Source organism: Alteribacillus persepolensis, from assembly GCF_900099605.1.
GTDB classification, from domain to species: Bacteria; Bacillota; Bacilli; order Bacillales; family Marinococcaceae; genus Alteribacillus; species Alteribacillus persepolensis.
Genome location: NZ_FNDK01000008.1, coordinates 30226 through 51482, shown reverse-complemented (window position 1 = coordinate 51482; position 21257 = coordinate 30226). Strand labels below are relative to the sequence as shown.

Here is a 21257-nt window from a genome sequence, read left to right as displayed (position 1 = left end):
CATTTGCTTCTTATAACCCTGTAAATCCTTGCCACATTAGTCGTATTCCAATCACAATTAAAAAAATGCGAAGAATCATCACTAGTGTTGTGCTGTTTAATTTACGATTAATCAATGCTCCTGCTTTTGCACCAACCCAAGCTCCTGGTATCAAAGCTAGAGCATATAACCATTCAACATTTCCCAGTGCGATATGAGAAACAGAGCTGATTAGAGCTGACAGCAGCACCATAAACATCGATGTCGCTACTGCTAAATGCGGTGGAAATCCAAACATCAATATCATGGCCGGAACCATTAATGAACCGCCGCCAATTCCAAACAAACCAGAAAACATCCCAACGATAAATGACAACACAATCGCAAACACAGGGGTAAATCCATATTCGATCTCATTGCCATTCTCCATTGTATATACTCGTCTTATCCCTTTGCCTTTGATAGGAAGAGGCTTTAACCTGTTACGAATAATCAGGATAAAGGAAACCATTATCATAAACAAGCCAAAACAAATTAAAAATGGTGCCACATCAAGATCTTTATTTAACCAGACACCAAATAATGCTCCTGGACCACTTCCTATGAAAAAAATTAATCCTGCTTTATAATCCACAGTTTTTTGTTTCATATAGGCCAGTGTAGAAGACAACCCGGTAAAAATCATAATTAAAAGCGACGTCCCGACAGCCGTCTGTGGAGTCACATCACTAAAAAATGGATGCATCCCCCCGTAAATCATTAAGGCCGGTACAACGATAACGCCTCCACCAAGCCCCATGAGACTCCCAAGCATCCCGGCTCCCAAGCCTGTTAACACCAGTATTACCCAAACCATATAACCCCTCTTTTCTTCTGCCAAAAACCCTTTGTCTGTCTCGCGCCCCGTTATTTTTATATTGTACTATGAGTCTATGTCATCGAACAACGACAATTGCCGTGGTGCCAAACCTTTATATTGGATGCCTGCCATATCTAAAAATGTCTTTGCATTTCCAGCAGCATGCCCTCCTGAATTATTATTAAAAATAAAATAAATGTGGCGTGATTGTTTTTCTAACATCTTCACACGCTTATGCCACTGTTCTAACTCTTCCTTTGAATAATCATATAAATAACGAACCTCTCGCCAGTTCTCCCCTTGCACCGGCTGGCTCCAGGCTGCTTTGTTCCTGCCATGCAGCCTTATAAGTGTTGTTGTTTCGTCTGTTGGATGAAGAACCATCGGTACCGATCCTTCTTTTATTTGCGGCTCATCACAAATACTATGGATCCAATTTTCTCTTTTCATAAAATCCAATGTTTTTTCTCTGTATTGATCTGAAAACCATGACTGGTGCCGAAATTCCAGGGCACAAGGAAAATCGGAAAGCTTTTCTCTTACCAATCGCAAATACTCCACATTTTGCCGGCTGCAATCAAACCAGGGTGGAAACTGACACAACACCATCCCTAACTTTTTCGATTCTGTTAAAGGCTTTAGTGACTCAATATACGCCGAAAACATCTCTTCCATCGAAGAAAACGGAATTTCTCCACGCTGATGGCCGGTTATTCCTTGATATGCCTTCACAATAAAACGAAAGGAGTCCGGTGTTTCCTGACTCCATTTTTCGTAATTTTTAAAGGGCTGTACGGCATAAAAAGCAGCATCCACTTCAACCGTTGGAAAATGACTGCTGTATGCTTGTAATTTCTCGGTCTGCCGCGTTCCTGGAGGATACAAAATATCATGGTCGCGCCATCCTGTTAAACCGACATAAATCAATCCAAACACCTCCGTAACGTGCAAAAAGCGAACCCAGCTGAGGGGTCCGCTTTGAAAGGAAATAATATTGGAGCTGCTGCAGATTAACCGATAGAGCCTTCCATTTCGAATCGAATCAAACGGTTCATTTCTACCGCATACTCCATCGGAAGTTCTTTTGTAAATGGTTCGATAAAGCCCATTACAATCATTTCCGTCGCTTCTTCTTCTGATACACCACGGCTCATGAGATAGAAGAGCTGCTCCTCAGAAACTTTCGATACTGTAGCCTCGTGCTCCAGTGTAATGTTGTTGTTCATAATTTCGTTATACGGAATGGTATCGGAAGTAGATTCGTTATCCATAATTAACGTATCACATTCCACTTTAGAGTATGAACCTTCTGCTTTACGTCCAAAGTGTGCAATTCCTCGGTAGGTTACTTTTCCTCCGTGCTTAGAAATAGACTTAGACACAATCGTAGAAGAGCAGTTCGGTGCTAAGTGCATCACTTTAGCGCCTGCATCTTGATGCTGTCCTTTTCCTGCAATGGCAATGGAGAGTATCGTACCTTTTGCACCAGGTCCACGCATAATGACAGATGGGTATTTCATCGTAAGTTTAGAACCGATGTTGCCGTCTACCCATTCCATAGTCGCGCCTTCATCTGCGATCGCACGCTTTGTTACTAAGTTATAAATGTTAGGTGCCCAGTTTTGAATGGTTGTATAACGGCAGTAAGCATTTTTCTTAACGATGATTTCAACAACTGCACTGTGAAGAGAATCTGTTCCATACACTGGTGCTGTACAACCTTCTACGTAGTGAACAGAGCTGTCTTCATCTGCAATAATCAACGTACGTTCAAACTGCCCCATGTTTTCCGAATTGATGCGGAAGTATGCTTGCAATGGTGTATCTGTCTTTACGCCTTTTGGCACGTAGATGAATGATCCGCCAGACCAAACCGCAGAGTTTAGTGCTGAAAACTTATTATCAGAAGGCGGTATTACTTTTCCGAAATGCTCACGGAAAATATCTTCATTTTCTTTTAAAGCAGTGTCCGTATCCTTAAATACAATACCTTGCTTTTCTAAGTCTTCCTGCATGTTGTGATAAACAACTTCGGATTCGTACTGTGCGGAAACACCAGCCAAGTATTTTTGTTCTGCTTCTGGAATACCTAATTTGTCAAATGTGTTTTTGATCTCTTCTGGTACTTCATCCCAAGATTTCTCAGAACGTTCAGATGGCTTTACATAGTACGTAATATCATCAAAATCTAAACCAGTAAGGTCGCCGCCCCATTGAGGCATTGGCATCTTATAGAATTGTTCGAGTGACTTGAGGCGGAAATTCAACATCCATTCCGGCTCTTCCTTCATGTTCGAAATTTCTCGCACAACGTTTTCTGTTAACCCTCGTTCTGAACGGAATATCGAAACGTCTTTATCATGAAACCCGTATTGGTATTCACCGATTTCTGGCATTTGTTTTGCCATGCGGGTAACCTCCTTTTAGGGAAATACAGAGAATCATTGAAGTTATTCTTCAATGGGATACTCTTTTTATTATAGGGGCTTTCTCCTTCAAAAAGAAAGGGGTATGCCCTATTCTTTCTAGACTTTATTCACTGTCCGTGTCATGAAACCCTTTTTCCATCGCTTTCCATGCAAGTGTTGCACATTTGATACGCGCTGGAAATTTTGTCACACCTTGCAAAGCTTCAATATCACCTAAGTCATATTTTTCATCATCATAATCCTGACCTTGCATCATACTTGAAAAAATATCTGCCATGTCAAGAGCTTCCTCTACCGTTCTGCCTTTCACTGCTTCTGTCATCATCGAAGCAGAGGATAAACTGATTGAACAACCTTCCCCAACGAACTTTGCTTCGACGATTTTTTCGTCTTCGACTTTTAGCTGCAGCTGAATTCTGTCACCACATGTTGGATTGTTCATATTGACATGCAGTGTCTCACCTTCAAGTTCTCCCCGATTTCTAGGGTTTTTATAATGATCCATAATCACTTGACGGTAAAGAGTATCTAGATTGCTATGCAAAGACATCACCAAAATACTCCTTTGTTTTTATTAACCCTTCTGTTAAGGCATCAATATCTTCTTTTGTATTATACACATAAAAGCTTGCTCTAGCTGTTGCCGCTACATCCAGCCATTTCATCAATGGTTGTGCACAATGATGGCCGGCCCGTACGGCAATACCTTCTGCATCGAGCACCGTTGCAACATCGTGAGGGTGAACGTCATCAATGTTAAATGTCACCAAACCTGCACGCTCTTTTGGACCATAAATATGAAGGCCGTCAACTTCTTGTAATTTGTCAAGAGCGTAAGCAGCAAGTTCTTCTTCATGCTTTTCGATATTCTCTAGTCCAATGTCTTCAAGAAAATCAATCGCTGCACCTAAACCAACCGCACCAGCAATAATTGGCGTACCGCCTTCGAATTTCCACGGCAGTTCCTTCCAAGTAGAATCATACAAATCTACAAAATCAATCATTTCACCGCCAAATTCCACAGGCTCCATGTTTTCAAGCAGCTGCTTCTTGCCGTATAAGGCACCAATACCGGTCGGTCCGCCCATTTTGTGGCCAGAGAATGCGTAAAAATCACAATCGAGCTCTTGCACATCCACTTTCATATGGGGAGCTCCTTGTGCTCCATCAACAAGAATAACCGCCTCATTTTCATGAGCAATACGTGCTATTTCTTTTATTGGATTGATGGTCCCTAAAACATTAGAAACATGCGCTGCTGCAACAATTTTCGTGTTAGAAGTAATCGTTTCTCTCACATCATCTAAAGAGAGCGTGCCATCTTCTTGTAATGGAATATACTTCAGCGTCGCTCCGGTAACTTTTGCTAATTGCTGCCAAGGAATTAAATTACTGTGGTGTTCCATCGGCGTAATTACAATTTCATCACCAGCTTTGAGCCGAGTGCGTCCGTAACTTTGTGCAACAGTATTAATAGCAGTGGTCGTGCCTCTAGTGAACACGACTTCTTGGATGCTTGATGCGTGAATAAAGGAGCGAACTTTCTCGCGCGCTCCTTCATATTCATCTGTTGCAATACTTCCAAGCGTATGAACCCCTCGATGCACATTCGAATTATAGCGGCGATAATAATCATCCAGCTTTTCAATTACTTTGGCTGGTTTTTGTGACGTTGCAGCACTGTCCAAATACACAAGAGGATGACCATTTACCTCTTGGTGCAAGATAGGAAACTGTTTGCGAATTTCCTTTACATCCATTAATACACTTTCCTTTCAATTACTTCTCTCAAACGGTCTTTTACCGATTGAATAGGAAGTTCATTTACTACAGGAGCTAAGAACCCGTGAATAACTAGTCGTTCTGCTTCACTTCTTGGCAAGCCGCGGCTCATCAAGTAGAACATTTGCAATGGATCAATACGCCCTACAGATGCAGCGTGACCTGCTGTAACGTCATCTTCATCAATTAATAAAATAGGGTTAGCATCTCCACGTGCTTTTTCACTAAGCATCAATACACGTTCTGTTTGTTCCCCATTAGATTTTGTAGCACCATGTTCAATTTTTGTTACACCATTAAAGATAGAAGAAGCCTTATCTTTCATAACACCGTGTGTAAGAATTTGTCCATCGGAATGTTTTCCATGGTGAATAATATGCGTCCAAAAGTTTTGGCTTTGATCGCCCCGCCCAATAGATACGGATTTTGAATCGGCATATGAACCGTCACCGGCTAATATCGTTGTATTGTCTGACACCGTGTTTCCTTCGTTCATTTGCCCAAGCGCCCAGTCAATACGTCCATCTTTTTCTACATATCCGCGGCGGTTCACATACGTTGTCATGCCTTTTTCCAAGTGATCCACACCGCCGTAGGAAACTTTGGCACCACTTCCGGCGTATACTTCCGCTACAATATTGGCAACTGATTTCTGCTCTTCTTGGAAGGAAACATAGTTCTCTAAATACGTCACCTCACTGTTGTCTTCACTTGCAACGACAACGTGGTTAAATAAAGCAGCTTCAGGGTCTTCTTGCCAATAAATAACTTGCAGCGGCGCTTCCACCTGCACGTTTTTAGGAACGTAAACAAACGTGCCGCCATTCATTAGTGCTACATGCAAAGCCGTAAGCTTATGCTCATCAACATTTACAGCTTTACCCATGAAATATTGGCGCAGCAAGTCGCCGTGCTCTTTAGCAGCAGTTTCTATATCCATAAATAATACGCCTTGTTCCTCTAACCGTTTGCTTACTGAACGGTAAACAGGATGCCCGTCACGGAAGACGATTAAATTCTGCTCATCCGTGCTGCGGTCAATTAACTTTTGTACATCTTCGTGAAGATTTTCCACATCATCAATCGTTTCTTTCACGCCGGCATCATGTTTAAATTCTGTAAAATTCCACGTTTTAATATTTGTCTTTTCCGGCTTTGGAAGTTCAAGCTTATCTGCCAAGCGTGCAGCAGCAAGTCGTTCTTCCGTCAGCCAGTTTGGCTCCCCACGTTGTTGGGAGTACTCTTTTACATAATCTTCATCGTACGTCCATTTCGTATCCACTGACATCTTATAACCTCCCTGCTATTACGCTTCCTGCTGCTGGTCGCCGACTTGTTCGTTTTCAATACCGAGTTCGTCTTTAATCCAGTCGTACCCTTCTGCTTCCAGACGCTCTGCAAGCTCTGCTCCGCCGGACTTGACGATGCGTCCTTGCATCATAACATGCACTTTGTCTGGTTTAATGTAGTTTAACAAGCGCTGATAGTGAGTAATGATTAAACAGCCAAATTCAGGGTTTCTCATATCATTGACGCCTTTAGAAACAACTTTCAAAGCATCAATGTCCAGTCCGGAATCAATTTCATCCAAAATCGCAAATCTTGGTTCGAGCATCATAAGCTGAAGAATTTCATTGCGCTTCTTTTCCCCGCCGGAAAACCCTTCATTTAAGTAACGTTGAGAAAATGACTGGTCCATTTCTAAGGTATCCATTTTCTCATCCATCTTGCGAATAAACTTCATAAGAGAAATTTCATCGCCTTCTTCACGGCGGGCATTGATCGCGGAACGCATAAAGTCAGCGTTTGTCACACCGCTAATTTCACTTGGGTATTGCATGGCAAGGAACATTCCCGCTTTTGCTCGTTCATCGACATCCATTTCCAACACGTTCTCTCCATCCAAATGTACGGACCCTTGTGTAATTTCATACTTTGGATGACCCATAATAGCTGATGCCAATGTGGACTTCCCTGTTCCGTTTGGTCCCATAATAGCGTGGACCTCACCTGTATTAATTTCCAAATTAAAGTCTTTGATTATTTCAGAACCTTCAATTTCCACGTGAAGATTCTCAATCTTAATGGTTGAAGCTGCCATGTTGTGTATACCTCCATATCTAGTATTAAGGGATTCTTTATAAATCCTCTTGATTCTCAATCTATTCTCATTATTATCTTAAAACAAATCCAATTAAAGTTCAAGAAAGCACGTCTCCCTTTAAAATGCATATCCTCTATTTTCCCCTAATTTCTTCAAAATAACAAACGAATTGCCAATATACATATGAAAAACGGGGGACTGGCTTAAGAAAACACCTTAAGTTCACAGCCCCCCGTATTCATGTACTTGTGCTATTATAGCAGAAGTCAATGGACAAGAAAAGCGCAAGCGTTCCAGAAAAAGAAAGTTCTTCTAAGACGAAGAAACTCCAGAAAACATCGTTCTACCCTTTCCTGTTTTACGATAAAAGAAAAAGAAAGCCTGTTAACAGGCTTTCTTTTTCTTTGTATTTATGAACGATTTTGAAGTTCTGTCGCCAGTTGACAACTCTCTTTGTATTCAGCTTCACGCGATTTCTCTACTTCCATTCTTTTTTTCAAGCTGCGGTTGTACTCCGCATAACCAAAGCCATGAGATTGATACATCGCTTTTTCCATTTCGCTCGTATGAGCGGTGTTCAATGTGTGGATAACAAATCCATCCTTTCTGTGAATATAACACAGTTATCACTATAGCAAGGAAGTTTTCTAATAACAAAAAGGATTTGTTGTTATATTTTCTGACAATTAACATTGAGAAAGGATGGCTGTGAATGAATTATTTCATTTATATAATTGCTTTGAAATTCTTGCAATTACTCCACTCTGTTTAATGTGCCTGCTTTGAACCTTGAAACTCCTGTATGGCTTCTTGTACGAGTGTCACGGCCTGGCTCATTGCCGCTCCCCCGCCAAAAGCTGCCGTGACACCTATAATTTCTAAGATTTCTTTCTCTGTACAACCTTGATCCAAACACCCTTTTGTGTGATAAATAATACAGTATTCATCTTGTGAAAACACACTTACTCCAAGTGCAATCATTTGCTTCTCTTTTTGAGAAACAGCCCCTTTTGCAAAACATGCTTCTGTAAATGCATTATATTTTCTCGCAATGTTAGGTATTTTTTCTGTAAAATGGCCTAAACCTTCTTTATATTCTAAGAGTGCTTGTTGAATCATCGATGATTGTTGATTGTTTTGTTCTTGTTGTGCCATCTGTCTCCCTCCTTTTTATATGTTTAGTATGCAGCAGAAATCAATTGTCATTCAAAATCAATTTGTACGCACGTGTGAAACGAAACAAAAACCCGAAGCTAACAGCTCCAGGTTTTTGATTATTCGTCCTCATTATCTTCATTGTCCTCTTCATCAGTGCCTGCATTTATTTCTTCTTCCGATACTTCTGCTCCTTCTCCCGTTGCCGGAACAACTGCTCCGTCATACTCTTCTTCAATAAATGAAGTTACCTCGTCAGAACGGAGTACTTCAAGCAATGTTTGAATTTCTTCTTTATCTTCGTCTCCATTTCTTACAGCAATAATATTCACATATGGATTTTCTTCTTCATCTTCAATAGCAATTGCATCTTCACGCGGACTAAGCTCAGCATCTAACGCGTAGTTCGAGTTGATAAAAACGGCGTCTCCTTCTCCGTTTCTGTATGCTTGTGGTAATGTCGCGGCTTCGACATCATCACGGAATTGAAGATTTTTCGGATTTTCTGCAATATCGTCCACTGTAGCCGAAATTTCAGCACCTTCTTCTAATGTAAGCAGTCCTTCTTCTTCAAGCATCATTAAAATACGGCCGTGATCGGCAACGGAACTGCTCATAATGATTTCTGCACCTTCAGGGAGCTCATCCAGGCTGTCATAATCTTGGGAGTATACACCGATTGGTTCGATATGAACACCGCCAGCGTTTACAAAATCATATCCCTGTTCTGCTTTTTGTGTTTCAAAGTACGGAATGTGCTGAAAATAGTTTGCGTCAATCTCTTCTTCTTCTAAAGCCTGATTTGGAACGATGTAATCATTAAATGTCTCAATCTCAAGATCTACACCTTCTTCTGCCAGCTTGTCTGATGCAAATTCTAAAATTTCAGCGTGTGGTACGTTAGTTGCCCCAACTACGAGTGTGGAATTTTCTTGTTCACCAGCATCTCCGCCACTCTCTGTGTTACCGCTGCTTTCTTGTTCTTCAGAGTCTCCTTGGCCACAAGCAGCCAGCAAAAAGACAAAGCCAAAAACAAATAAACCTTTCAGCCAATGCTTCATGTGTACTTCCTCCCTTTATCGTTTATCTAATTTATTAGTGATCCAGTCGCCAATCCACTGCAAAATAAATACAATAATTAAGATGGCGATGGTAGCCACAAATGTAACATCTGGGTTTGTGCGCTGAAACCCTTCTCTAAATGCTAAATCACCAAGACCTCCTGCTCCAATCACACCAGCCATAGCTGTATAACTAACTAATGCAATCGATGTAACGGTAATACCAGAAATCAAGGCAGGCATTGATTCTGGCAGCAGCACTTTGAAAATAATATGCCATTGATTCGCTCCCATCGACTGAGCCGCTTCAATGACTCCTTTATCCACTTCGCGCAAACCGATTTCCACCATGCGCGCATAAAAAGGCGCTGCTCCAATTACTAAGGCTGGAAGTGCCGCACTTGGTCCCAGCATCGTTCCAACGAGAAAGGTTGTAAATGGAATAAGCAGGATAATTAATATGATAAATGGAATAGAGCGGAATACATTTACTAATGCTGCAGTAATAGCATGAATCACTTTATTCTGCCACAAGTTGCCTTTATCAGTAAGATAAAGCGTCAGCCCCAAAAATATACCAAGAACAAATGTCGCTGCTACAGCTAACACACTCATATAAAGAGTTTCCATTGTTGCTTCCCACAAGGTGTCCCACTTTACATTAGGCAGCCATGTTTCCAGGAGGTTATTAAACATCATTTAACACCTCCGCTTCCACGCGATGTTCTTGCAGATACTGCCATGCTTTATCTAACTCCTCTTTATTGCCTTGGAGCTGAACAAACAATGTGCCGTAACTCCCATCACGCGTTTTTGACACTTTGCCTTGTAAAATATTCACCGCTACACCACATGTTCTAATTAAATCCGTCATCACGGGCTGTTCCGCATCTTCCCCAAGGAACATCAGCTTGACGACAAGCCCGTTTTCACTTGACTTGAGAATATCTTTTAAAGCATCCAATGTTTCTTCGGGCTCTGTTACTTGTTTCACGAATTCTTTTGTCATATCTTGCTCAGGATTTCGAAATACATCAATAACCAGCCCTTGCTCGACAACTTTTCCTCCATCCATCACGGCAACTCGATGACAAATTTTCCGAATAACGTGCATTTCATGTGTGATAAGCACAATCGTTAAACCCAGCTTCTTATTAATATCGGTTAACAAATCAAGAATAGAATCCGTCGTTTTTGGATCAAGCGCAGACGTTGCTTCATCACAAAGTAAGACTTTCGGGTTATTAGCTAACGCCCGGGCAATTCCAACCCGCTGCTTCTGTCCCCCGCTAAGCTGTGATGGGTAAGCATCTCCGCGGCCGCTCAATCCCACTAACTCAGTCAATTCCTCGACGCGTTCGGCTCTTTTTTGTTTAGAAACACCTGCTATTTCAAGTGGAAAAGCAATGTTTTCTTTGACCGTTCGCGACCAAAGCAAGTTAAAATGCTGGAAAATCATACTTATTTCTTGTCTGGCTTCTCTTAATCTCCGTCCAGAAAGATCAGCCATATTCCAATCAGCTACGGTAACATTACCAGCACTTGGCCGCTCTAACATATTCAGCATACGGATTAACGTACTTTTTCCGGCACCACTGTAACCAATAACACCAAAAATTTCTCCTGTATTAATTGACAGATCAACGTTATCAACGGCCCTAATGCTGTCACTTCTTGCTTGAAACACTTTTGATAACTGCTGTAAACGTATCATTTTCTTCCACGCTCCATTAATCCTGATGAAACTTATCAGAAAACTCAATATAACTACCTGTAAAAACATTCGACTTTCCACGTTTTGGCAGTGTAAAGGCGATTGTGCACCAGTTTGACTTTATTATACTTATAAAACTTTACAGGTCCTTCCCGCCATCGTCAACCACCATGCACTTGGTAAATGCTGTTGTTTATACGCCAAACAAAAAGCCCTTCTGCTGATGAACAGAAAGGCGTACCGCTATCCCTTTCTCTCATCTTTCAAAGTGTGTCCACTTCGCAGGATTTAGCACCTTTTCCCGCTTATATTGCGGGCGGTTGCTGGGTTTCAACGGGCCAGTCCCTCCACCTCTCATGATAAGAGTTTGCTTATTTTCACTTTGTTAACAAAAGTCATACTAGCACGAGCGCAAAGTGTTGTCAACGAACAGCTTCCGAAACAGCACCTGCTCCTTCTTCCCTGTTTTGCGCTTTTTCTTCTGCATTCTGTTTTGTTTTTGCAGCGGCTCTGCCAATGGACACTTGCCATAAATACAGACTTTGCTTTTTGAAGCTCATTTCATGAAAGCAAGAGCTCGTTTTTCACCCGCGAGTTTGACTGCCTGTCTGCCGGGCACACAAACAGCCGTTAAACATTCACGTGTTGAAAGGCTGCCACTCACTTTTAACAGAGCCAAATCATAAAAAAAGAACCCGCTCTGTGCGGGCTCTTTATGTAGCATTTAGTCTTCACTAACCATTTCCTCGTACTCTTCTGCTGTCATCAATTCATCCATTTCTTCTTTGTTAGAAGGTTCAACAACAATCATCCATGCTTTTTCATATGGAGATTCATTAACAAACTCAGGGGAATCGTCCAATTCTTCATTTACTTCTACAACTTTACCAGTTACAGGAGCATACAGCTCAGAAACCGTTTTTACTGATTCAACGCTTCCAAACGGCTCGTCTGCCTCTACTTCGTCTCCTTCTTCTGGAAGCTCGACAAAGACGATGTCACCAAGTTCAGATTGGGCAAAGTCGGTAATACCTATTCGTACTTTATCTCCTTCTTCTTTCACCCATTCGTGTTCTTCGGAGTACTTAAATTCTTTAGGTAAATTCATGTTATTCTACCTCCCATTATAAAATTAAATAAAATACCTCAATCACCAAAACTAACACATTTACTTCTTCCATACTTCCTCAAATTGATCTTCCTTAAACCCGACTGTAACTTTTTCTCCGTCCGTTACGATTGGGCGCTTGAGGAGCATTCCATCAGAAGCAAGCCAGTCCATCAGTTCAGACTCATCTGCCGTCTTTACTTTCTCTTTCATTCCAAGTTCACGATATTTTTTTCCGCTCGTGTTAAAAAACTTCTTTAAAGGCAGACCGCTGCTTTTGTACAACTGCTCTATTACTTCTCGCGATGGAGGGTTTTGCACAATGTCGTGTTCATTATAAGGGATACCATGCTCATCAAGCCAACGTTTTGCTTTACGGCATGTTCCACAGCGCGCATACCCATAATACGTGAGCGCCATACCAATTCTTTCTCCTTTCGTCTGGCATTTCCTTCATATTATAACCAATAATTTGATAAATCTCGAGCGAATTATACTTTTTATGTTTAACAGGACGTTGTTGTTTTTTGTGATGGCATTTCTATCGAATATTTGTGTAAATGCAATTTCCACTTCCCAAATTTCCCTTCGTAAAAGCTGACCCTGGCTTTGCATAGACGTATCGAAAGAATCTCGATTGAGCAGGCGCTCGCACTATAGGCCAGTCAGCATTTTGCACGCTCCTGCCAGTGTAATCGAGGCTTGGACAAAAGGATAGAAACAGCAGAATAATCCGAACGATTTATTAAAATCGGTCCGGATTATTTGTTTATCCTGGTAACCTCTATTATTGCTCCTTCAACATACTTCGTTTACCGCGGATACGGCCTCAGCTGACTCGGTAAAGAAAAACCCATGACCAAGTAGATCTTTGGCTCGTGCTTCAACGCACAGGACGTACCAGTGCCGGCACCGGCCGCACGATGCGGCTACGTCCCGCAAGGAGTCTCCGTATGTTGACGACGCTTTGTCTATACGTTCATATCTTATTGTTCGTCTTTGTAGTAACCTGTTTTAGATTTGACCCAGACTCACCTTTTCTAGACACTGTATCGTTCTTGTCTTAAAATGTGTTCTGCTATTTTGCGTTTTATGGCAACAATATTTGTTGGGGTATGACGAAGCAGTTTTCTTAACATAGAAAGCATCATTCGCTGCGTATCCCCCGATTCCATATGAACGAGTGCTTCTTTGGCATTTGCTTCGATTCGGTTAATCGCTTCCTGGCAATATACGTTTGTCAGCCAATGTTTGACTGTTTCTTTCTCTGTACCGTTTTTCCCTGCCGCCTTTTCCGTCCGCAAGATGACTGACTCCATGGAGTAAATGTCACTAACAATATCAGCTGCTTTGAGTAATAGTTCTTGTTCATTTTCCAGTGACTGGCCGTACTTTTGAGCAGCATGGCCGGCAACGAAGAAAAATATTTTTTTTGCGTTTTTAAGTAAATATTTTTCTTTTTCAAGCGGCCCTTCACCTGGTTCTTCTGGCATGAATGCCACTAACTCCTCTTGCAGTTTACCCGCTTTCTCTAACAGCGGCAGTTCCCCTTTCATCGCTTTTCGCATAATCGTTCCTGGAACTAACAAACGATTGATTTCATTTGTTCCTTCAAAAATACGGTTAATACGCGAGTCTCTATACATTGTTTCTATTTCATATTCGGACATAAAGCCGTATCCACCGTGTATTTGTACCGCTTCATCCACCACAAAATCCAACGTCTCCGAGCCGGATACTTTCGTTAAGGAGCACTCAATCGCAAATTCCGCTATGGATTGAGCCGCTTGCTTGCCATCGTTTTGTTCTGCAGCAGAAAGATTGCCGAGCTTTTCCTCAAACAATCCACCTGTCCGATAAATCATGCTTTCAAGCGCATACGTTTTAGCAGCCATCGTTCCCAGCTTTTCTTGTATGGCCCGAAACTGTCCAATGGGTGTTTGAAACTGTTTTCGCTGATTGGCATACGTTGACGCCAGTTCAATCGCACGCTTTGCCCCGCCTACACAGCCAGCCCCCAATTTATAGCGTCCAATATTCAAAATATTAAAGGCGATAACGTGGCCGCGGCCGGCTTCACCTAACAGATTTTCTTTTGGAACATGGACATCTTCTAATATCAATGTTCTCGTTGATGAGCCTTTGATCCCCATTTTCTTTTCTTCAGGACCAGTGGATACACCGTTCATTGTTCGTTCTACAATAAAAGCAGAAAATGCCTCCCCGTCAATTTTGGCATAGACGATAAATATATCGGCAAAAGCAGAATTTGTAATCCACTGCTTTTCACCATTTAAAACATAATGGGTCCCTTCATCATTTAGTGCAGCTGTTGTTTTTGCTCCGAGTGCATCAGACCCTGAACTAGGTTCTGTTAGTGCATATGCGGCAATTTTTTTGCCAGCTGCCAAGTCCGGCAGATACTTGTTTCGCTGTTTTTCGTTCCCAAAGAAAACGATAGGCAATGACCCTATTCCGACATGAGCACCATAACTTAATGAAAAGGCGCCGGCAGGAGAAAAACATTCCGTAATAATAGTGGAACTAATTTTATCCAAGCCAAGACCATTATACTTCTCTGGCACATCCGCTCCTAACAGCCCAAGCGTCCCGGCTTTTTCCAAAAGTTTGCGTGAAAGATCAAATTGATGATTTTCAATATTTTCTTTCACCGGCACCACATCCTGAAAAACAAAATCCAGCGTTGTTTTTGCTATCATTTTGTGCTCTTCGGTAAAATCTTCAGGCGTAAAGACATGCTCTGGCTGGACATCATCGACTAAAAAGCCTCCACCTTTAAACGCTGCCTCTTTATGTGTGCTCACGATTTAACCTCCCATTTTTTTATGGTCAGAGCAGAAGCCGCAATAACTCATTGCCGCCTAGGCAATCAGCTCAAAAACACCAGCTGCTCCCATGCCTCCTCCAATACACATCGTTACAATCCCAAACTGTTCGTTTCGTCTTTTCATCTCGTTGACCAAACTAACAGTCAATTTCGCCCCAGTACAACCAAGCGGATGCCCTAATGCAATCGCACCCCCGTTCACATTAACCTTTTGGGGATCTATTTTTAATTCGCGAATCACTTGAAGTGCTTGCGAAGCAAAAGCTTCGTTTAGTTCAAACAGCCCAATGTCCGCAAGAGATAAACCAGCTGCATTCAGTGCTTTTGGAATTGCTTCTACCGGCCCAATCCCCATCACTTCCGGTCTTACACCCGCTGCTGCAAATGACCGAAACTTAACAAGGGGAGTCAAACCTTCAGCAAGTGCCTGTTCTTTTTCCATTAATAACACCGCAGCAGCACCATCACTCATTTGCGAAGAATTCCCCGCCGTAACAGATCCCTCTGGATGAAATGCAGGCGGCAGCTGCTGCAGTGTCTCTGCCGTTGTATCCGGGCGCACCCCCTCATCCGCCGATAAAACGACCTGCTGCTCATGCACGCTGTTGTCTTCTCTAACAGTTCGAATCTCTACATCAACCGGAACAATTTCGTCTTCAAATTTCCCTTCTTTGACTGCTTGTGCAGCACGACGGTGGCTTTCTGCTGCAAAATCATCTTGGTCTCTTCTTGTTACATCAAATTCGTTAGCCACTTGTTCTGCGGTATATCCCATTCCCATATAATATTCAGGAGCTTCATCAACAAGCGTCGGGTTGGGTGCAATCACGTGCCCTCCCATCGGAATCAAGCTCATCGATTCTGCCCCTCCAGCAACAATCGTGCCGGCCTGGCCAAGCATAATTCGTTCTGCTCCATATGCAATAGTTTGCAGCCCCGATGCACAATACCGGTTCACCGTTACCGCCGGCACCGTATGCGGAAGATTTGCTAAAGCAGCAATGTTACGAGCCATATTCATTCCTTGTTCCGCTTCTGGCATCGCACAGCCGATTATCACATCTTCTACCCTTGCAGGATCTAAGTTCCCGGCCCGCCTTAACGTCTCTTTTATCGTTAAGGCACTAAGGTCATCAGGTCTCACGTCTTTTAACGTTCCTTTCTTTGCTTTTCCGACCGGGGTTCTTGCTCCAGCCACTATCACCGCTTCTTTCACCATTGCTCCCCTCCCATCGTTTAGTTGCGAAGCGCCTTTCCTTTCATCAGCATATATTGCATCCTCGCCTGGGATTTTGGTTCTCCCATTAAATTTAGAAATGCCTCTCTTTCTAAATCGAGTAAATAATCTTCATCTACCAGTGTTCCACATGCTACATTTCCACCCGCAATGACAAAGGCAAGTTTTTCAGCAATCTTAACGTCATGAGCTGAAGCTCTTCCGCCGAAATGAAACGTTTTCGCACCTAGTTTCATTGCAGCGTACCCCGTTTTCCCTGTCACCGGTATCTTTTGCCGCAGCGGCGGCTTATAGCCTGTTTCATATAAATGGAGTACTTTTTGTCTGGCATAATAAAGAAGGTGATCTTGATTAAAAATGATATTGTCTGTTGAACTTAGAAACTTATTGTCTTTTGCCTCTTCCGCTGACGTAGAAACACTAGCTAGCGCAATCTTTTCAAATACTTGATTTGCTGCAGCAAGCAGTTCCTTCTTTCCGTGTTGAGGAAAACTTTCAATGTGTCTGCGGTAGAGCTCTTTTGTTCCTCCACCTGCAGGGATTAATCCAACTCCCGTTTCCACAAGGCCCATGTACGTTTCAGAAGCCGCTTGAATGCTGGCTGCAGGCAGGCATAATTCCGTCCCTCCTCCAAGTGTCATGCCGTATGGTGCAGCCACTACCGGCCGTTTAGCATATTTTATTTTTTGCATGGCTTGTTGAAACTTCCGGACAACCATATCAATCTCCACAAAATTATCGTCTTGCGCCTCCATCAGCATCATCATGATATTGGCACCAACACAAAAGTTTTTGCTCCGGCTGGCAATGACCAAGCCTTTATAATTTTTTTCCGTTTCATAAACTGCTGTATTGATCATATGAATGGCATCTAAACCTATCGAATCATTTGGCGAATGCAGCTCCAGGCATGCCACACCATCACCAATATCAATGAAGCTGGCACCAGCATTCCTGTGAATCACCGCGCCTTGAACTGCTTTTCGCTTTCCTAAATCAATGTTTTTTGTATTGCTGTTTATCTTCAGATATTTACCTTTGTGGTAATATTCCTGTGCAGACGAGTAAAAGCTTTTATACCCCTGATGAAGCATTTCCTTGACCCAAACGGGCAGGGTTTCTCCTTCTTCTTCCATACGTGCAGCAGATTGTTCTACACCAATCGCATCCCACGTCTCGAACGGACCAAGCTCGAATCCAAATCCCCATTTCATCGCCTGGTCAACCGCAGCAATATTATTGGCTATTTCTTCAGCTTTTTCTGCGGTGTACAAAAGCAAAGGCTTTAAAATATTCCAAATAAAGCGGCCGGCTTGATCATCAGCATATACAAGTGTCTTTAGTTTTTCACGTGTGCTCGTTTTCCGTCCCGCTTCTTCAAGAGACTTGGCTTTTATTCGTTTTCGCGGCTGATAGGTAAACGTATCAACGTCCAATTCTAAAATTTCCTTGCCGTTTTCCCCAGTAACTTTCTTGTAGAATCCTTGCCCGCTTTTGCTCCCTAACCAGCCTCTTTCCTCCATTTCCTTCATAAAAGCAGGCGGCTGAAAGACCGATTTTTCCTGGCCATCCACTTTATCATATACGTTCTTTGCCACGTGGAGAAATGTATCGAGACCTACAACATCAAGCGTGCGAAACGTTGCACTTTTTGGCCTCCCAATGACAGCTCCCGTAATGGAATCAACTTCACTAACAGACCATCCTTGTCTAAGCATTTCATGCACGGTTATTAAAAATCCGTATGTTCCAATACGGTTGGCAATGAAATTTGGAGTGTCTTTGGCTTCGACCACGCCTTTTCCAAGCGTATTTTCAGCAAAGTCTTTCATCTCCGTTTTTACTGCAGGGTCTGTGTATCTGTTCGGTATTAATTCAAGCAGCTTTAAATATCGCGGCGGGTTAAAAAAATGTGTTCCTAAAAAGTGCGACCGAAATTCTTCACTTAAACCATCTGCCATCTCATTAATGGCAATTCCTGATGTGTTAGAACTTACAATAGATCCAGGCTTTCTGTAACCTTCTACTACCTTTAACACGTGCTGTTTGACACCCAAGTCTTCAATGACTGCTTCAATAATCCAATCCGCTTCGCTAAGACGTTGCATATCATCTTCCATGTTCCCTGCTTCAATTAATGATAATTTGCTTTTCGATGTCAAAGGAGCAGGCTTTTGTTTTCGAAGTTTCTGCTTCGCCTGTTCACTAAATCGATTTCGTACGCTTCTGTCGCTTGTTGTAAGCCCCTTTGCTTTTTCCTTGTCATTTGTCTCTTTAGGCACGACATCTAAAAGCAGAACTGAAATCCCTACATTAGCCAGATGCGCAGCAATGCTTGAACCCATTACTCCAGAGCCCAGTACGGCCGCCTTTTGTATAGTGGCTGTCACCGTCATCCTCCTTTCTTCTCTTCACACATAAAAATGAATGGCCATTCACTCTACTTAAAGCATATAAAATTTCTCTTTCTTAAACAACAGAAAAATATAAAAATTCTAAAAATTAATGTTCTAATCTATGCATATTGTCTTTCCTATATCTACATACTAACAATCGTATAAAAAAAGGAGGAATGACTGATGGAACAGCAGCAAGAAAACCAACAGCAAGTGATGCCGCAGCCTCCTCAGCAAGTGTCAACAAAGGATCATCTTTACCTGTCCGACATGCTGAGCTGGAACTTAAACGCTGCAAAAAAAGCAGCTTTTTTTGCTAAACAGTGCACAGACATGGACATTAAACAAGAGTTAGAAAAAACATCTCGTATGCATGAACGTCACTACCAGCAGCTCATGACACACTTACAGTCCGGAAACCAACCTATTCAGCAAAACACGAATTAAGGAGGGGTACGATGCCAGGGTCTAATAAAATTCAAAACCCTAAAACGGAAGTTCCACAAACGCCTGAAATGAATGACAGGGACTTTTTAAATGATATGTTGACAACGGAAAAATACATGACTGATTCATACAGCACAGCCATGAATGAAGCCAGCCATCAAGATTTGTACAATGATATTTCTTTGATCTTCAGCGAGACACAAAATGTGCAGCGGGATTTATTTAATCTCATGTTTAAAAAAGGATGGTACAGCTTCGAAGCAGCTGACCAGCAAACGATTTCCCAAACGTACCAGCAATTTACCGGATACAACAGCCAGCTTCCATCTAGTGACATGGTCCAATAGTAATAAACAGTCGGAGAGATTCTTTCTAAAGTAACTGCTCCCCACCGATCACAATACCAAAGACAAAGCATAGAAAGGGCTGTCCTAATAATCGATATGTTTAGGTACAGCCCTTTTCACACAATCATTTCAAAAAATTTTTTTAATAATTATTCCTTTCCGCCAACATATTTAAACCTATTTTTAAAAATTTTTCAGGCAAACAATAAATTGCCCCAAACCTTGATATTACTAGTAACACAAAATTAATCTGAATGTTCCAAATTATATTTTTTTGACTTGTTAGGTTTATTTAAAATTTTAGTTGGGTATCTGACCTAACGACTCGCCATTTTCATTAAAATCTAGTGAGTGCAAAAGGAGTGATGGTGTAATGGCAGTCGATAAATACCCTTCCAGACTTGGTCAACGTGCTCGTATTTTGGAAAGGAAAGACCCTGTAGTTCACCGCAATCCAGAATTCGCAGATGGTCCTTTAACCGAAGAGGACCTCAAAGGTTTTGAGGAAAATGGTTACTTAATGTTTGAAAAACTTTTCAATGATGATGAAGTAGCAATCATGAAAAGTGAATTACAGCGGACAATGGACCGCAACCGGGAAAAAGACGCAGACGATGTCATTAAAGAGCCGGGAAGCAACGAGATTCGGTCCGTGTTTGAAATTCACAAGGACAGCGGGTTTTTCCAAGCATTATCCAAAAATCATCGTATCGTAAAAGCAGCGCAGCAATTATTAGGCAGCCAAGTATACATCACACAGTCCCGAATAAATTTCAAACCAGGTTTTAAAGGTAAGGAGTTTTACTGGCATTCGGACTTTGAGACTTGGCACGTAGAAGACGGTATGCCTGATATGCGCGCAGTCAGCTGCTCTATCATTTTGACTGACAACTATGAATACAATGGTCCGCTTATGTTAATTCCAGGCTCACAAAAATGGTATATATCATGCCCTGGTACAACACCAGAAAACAATTACAAATCTTCATTAAAGAAACAAGAAACCGGTGTACCAGATAATGACAGCATGAGATGGTTGGTGGACAAAGCAAATGGAAGAATTGACCGGGCAACAGGGCCTGCTGGCTCCGTGTTATTCTTTGACTGCAATACAATGCATGGATCTGCAGGCAACATTTCTCCATATCCGCGCAGTAATGTTTTCTTCGTGTTTAACTCGATTGAAAACAAATTAACAAATCCATATTCCGGTCAATCTCCACGCCCTGAATTCCTTGCAAACCGGGAAGATATTGTGCCTATTACACCAAACAAAGATCGTCTGCAAACATTCTCGACTCGCATGGCTAACAAATAACAGTTGTACTCCCGGCAGCTGTCTCCGATATATCGGAGGCAGCTGTTATGTTTTTCATAAAAAAGCATAGATATAACACATAACAGCCATAGGGACTGTACACCTAAAATGGCTGTCCCCCGTTTTTGAAACGGAAAACAGCCATGGCAATTTATTCTTCTTGTTTTTCCTGATTTTCACTCTCCGTGTGCTGTGTTACCAGAAGTCCATAAAGCATAGTAAACACCATGCCTCCAAATCCAATCATTTGGAAAATGGAGCTTGATACCCCTTGTATTTGAACCGTACCAACAAAAAATAGAAGAACAAATGCGGTCATCATAATAAATGTCCATAACATGGGCTGTTTCATAGCTTATCCCTCCTAATTTTTGTTATCTCCCTATTATATGTTTGACATTTACTAATTATGAGAATATTAAGATATTAATTTTTGTACCCTTTCTTTTAGATTAATAAACATGATTTTTATA

20 protein-coding genes and 1 riboswitch are annotated in these 21257 nt (G+C 41.9%); of the genes, 3 read left to right on the top strand and 17 right to left on the bottom strand.

Translation table 11 applies throughout. From position 1 onward, the window contains the following. Positions 1–10: 10 nt before the first annotated feature. The 16 genes from BLT18_RS08185 to BLT18_RS08110 form a co-directional block, all read right to left on the bottom strand. Complete coding sequence (locus BLT18_RS08185) at positions 11–835, bottom strand: sulfite exporter TauE/SafE family protein (RefSeq protein WP_091272903.1); 825 nt, start codon at positions 833–835, stop codon at positions 11–13. A gap of 66 nt (positions 836–901) precedes the next feature. Then, entirely contained in the window at positions 902–1765 is an 864-nt protein-coding gene (locus BLT18_RS08180; protein ID WP_091272901.1) for a DUF72 domain-containing protein, read from the bottom strand. Between the two features lie 83 nt (positions 1766–1848). Further along, positions 1849–3246 carry a Fe-S cluster assembly protein SufB gene (sufB, locus tag BLT18_RS08175; protein WP_091272899.1) on the bottom strand — a complete coding sequence of 466 codons (1398 nt, stop codon included), beginning with the start codon at positions 3244–3246 and terminating at the stop codon, positions 1849–1851. A 124-nt stretch (positions 3247–3370) separates the two neighbouring features. Continuing rightward, positions 3371–3817, bottom strand: a complete 447-nt coding sequence (gene sufU, locus BLT18_RS08170) for a Fe-S cluster assembly sulfur transfer protein SufU (RefSeq protein WP_091272898.1) — start codon at positions 3815–3817, stop codon at positions 3371–3373. Continuing rightward, the gene (locus BLT18_RS08165) at positions 3804–5027 is read right to left on the bottom strand and encodes a cysteine desulfurase (protein ID WP_091272896.1); all 1224 of its coding nucleotides are present in this window, start codon (positions 5025–5027) and stop codon (positions 3804–3806) included. The genes sufU and BLT18_RS08165 overlap by 14 nt, the downstream gene beginning before the upstream one ends. Then, on the bottom strand, positions 5027–6337 hold the full coding sequence (gene sufD, locus BLT18_RS08160; protein WP_091272894.1) for a Fe-S cluster assembly protein SufD: 1311 nt from the start codon (positions 6335–6337) through the stop codon (positions 5027–5029). The genes BLT18_RS08165 and sufD overlap by 1 nt, the downstream gene beginning before the upstream one ends. Positions 6338–6355: 18 nt before the next feature. Further along, the gene (gene sufC, locus BLT18_RS08155; protein ID WP_091272892.1) at positions 6356–7150 is read right to left on the bottom strand and encodes a Fe-S cluster assembly ATPase SufC; all 795 of its coding nucleotides are present in this window, start codon (positions 7148–7150) and stop codon (positions 6356–6358) included. Between the two features lie 771 nt (positions 7151–7921). Further along, a complete protein-coding gene (locus tag BLT18_RS08150) occupies positions 7922–8308 on the bottom strand; it encodes a carboxymuconolactone decarboxylase family protein (RefSeq protein ID WP_091272891.1) in 387 nt (128 codons plus the stop codon). A gap of 119 nt (positions 8309–8427) precedes the next feature. After that, positions 8428–9369: a MetQ/NlpA family ABC transporter substrate-binding protein gene (locus BLT18_RS08145; protein ID WP_091272889.1), complete on the bottom strand. Its 942-nt coding sequence runs from the start codon at positions 9367–9369 to the stop codon at positions 8428–8430. Positions 9370–9384: 15 nt separating this feature from the next. Next, a complete protein-coding gene (locus tag BLT18_RS08140; protein ID WP_091273047.1) occupies positions 9385–10065 on the bottom strand; it encodes a methionine ABC transporter permease in 681 nt (226 codons plus the stop codon). Continuing rightward, a complete protein-coding gene (locus BLT18_RS08135; protein WP_091272887.1) occupies positions 10058–11083 on the bottom strand; it encodes a methionine ABC transporter ATP-binding protein in 1026 nt (341 codons plus the stop codon). Before BLT18_RS08135 ends, BLT18_RS08140 begins: the two co-directional genes overlap by 8 nt. Positions 11084–11336: 253 nt before the next feature. Beyond that, a riboswitch (SAM riboswitch) is annotated at positions 11337–11449 on the bottom strand. Between the two features lie 358 nt (positions 11450–11807). Next, positions 11808–12191, bottom strand: a complete 384-nt coding sequence (gene gcvH, locus BLT18_RS08130; protein WP_091272885.1) for a glycine cleavage system protein GcvH — start codon at positions 12189–12191, stop codon at positions 11808–11810. A gap of 60 nt (positions 12192–12251) precedes the next feature. After that, positions 12252–12611 (bottom strand): arsenate reductase family protein, encoded by a 360-nt coding sequence (locus BLT18_RS08125; RefSeq protein ID WP_091272883.1) that lies wholly within the window; start codon positions 12609–12611, stop codon positions 12252–12254. Positions 12612–13231: 620 nt separating this feature from the next. After that, positions 13232–15016, bottom strand: coding sequence for an acyl-CoA dehydrogenase family protein (locus BLT18_RS08120; RefSeq protein ID WP_175487427.1), 1785 nt, complete (start codon positions 15014–15016; stop codon positions 13232–13234). Between the two features lie 57 nt (positions 15017–15073). Next, on the bottom strand, positions 15074–16255 hold the full coding sequence (locus BLT18_RS08115) for an acetyl-CoA C-acetyltransferase (RefSeq protein WP_091273044.1): 1182 nt from the start codon (positions 16253–16255) through the stop codon (positions 15074–15076). A 20-nt stretch (positions 16256–16275) separates the two neighbouring features. After that, positions 16276–18666 carry a 3-hydroxyacyl-CoA dehydrogenase/enoyl-CoA hydratase family protein gene (locus BLT18_RS08110; protein WP_091272881.1) on the bottom strand — a complete coding sequence of 797 codons (2391 nt, stop codon included), beginning with the start codon at positions 18664–18666 and terminating at the stop codon, positions 16276–16278. 189 nt (positions 18667–18855) lie between these two features. Here BLT18_RS08110 and BLT18_RS08105 point away from each other — a divergent pair, with 189 nt between their 5' ends. From BLT18_RS08105 to thpD, 3 genes are all read left to right on the top strand, one after another. Beyond that, entirely contained in the window at positions 18856–19119 is a 264-nt protein-coding gene (locus BLT18_RS08105) for a hypothetical protein (protein WP_091272879.1), read from the top strand. Between the two features lie 11 nt (positions 19120–19130). Beyond that, entirely contained in the window at positions 19131–19466 is a 336-nt protein-coding gene (locus BLT18_RS08100; protein WP_091272877.1) for a spore coat protein, read from the top strand. 373 nt (positions 19467–19839) lie between these two features. Then, a complete protein-coding gene (gene thpD / locus BLT18_RS08095) occupies positions 19840–20784 on the top strand; it encodes an ectoine hydroxylase (RefSeq protein WP_091272875.1) in 945 nt (314 codons plus the stop codon). Between the two features lie 151 nt (positions 20785–20935). Here thpD and BLT18_RS08090 read toward each other — a convergent pair whose 3' ends face one another. Continuing rightward, on the bottom strand, positions 20936–21136 hold the full coding sequence (locus BLT18_RS08090) for a hypothetical protein (protein WP_091272873.1): 201 nt from the start codon (positions 21134–21136) through the stop codon (positions 20936–20938). Positions 21137–21257 lie beyond the last annotated feature (121 nt).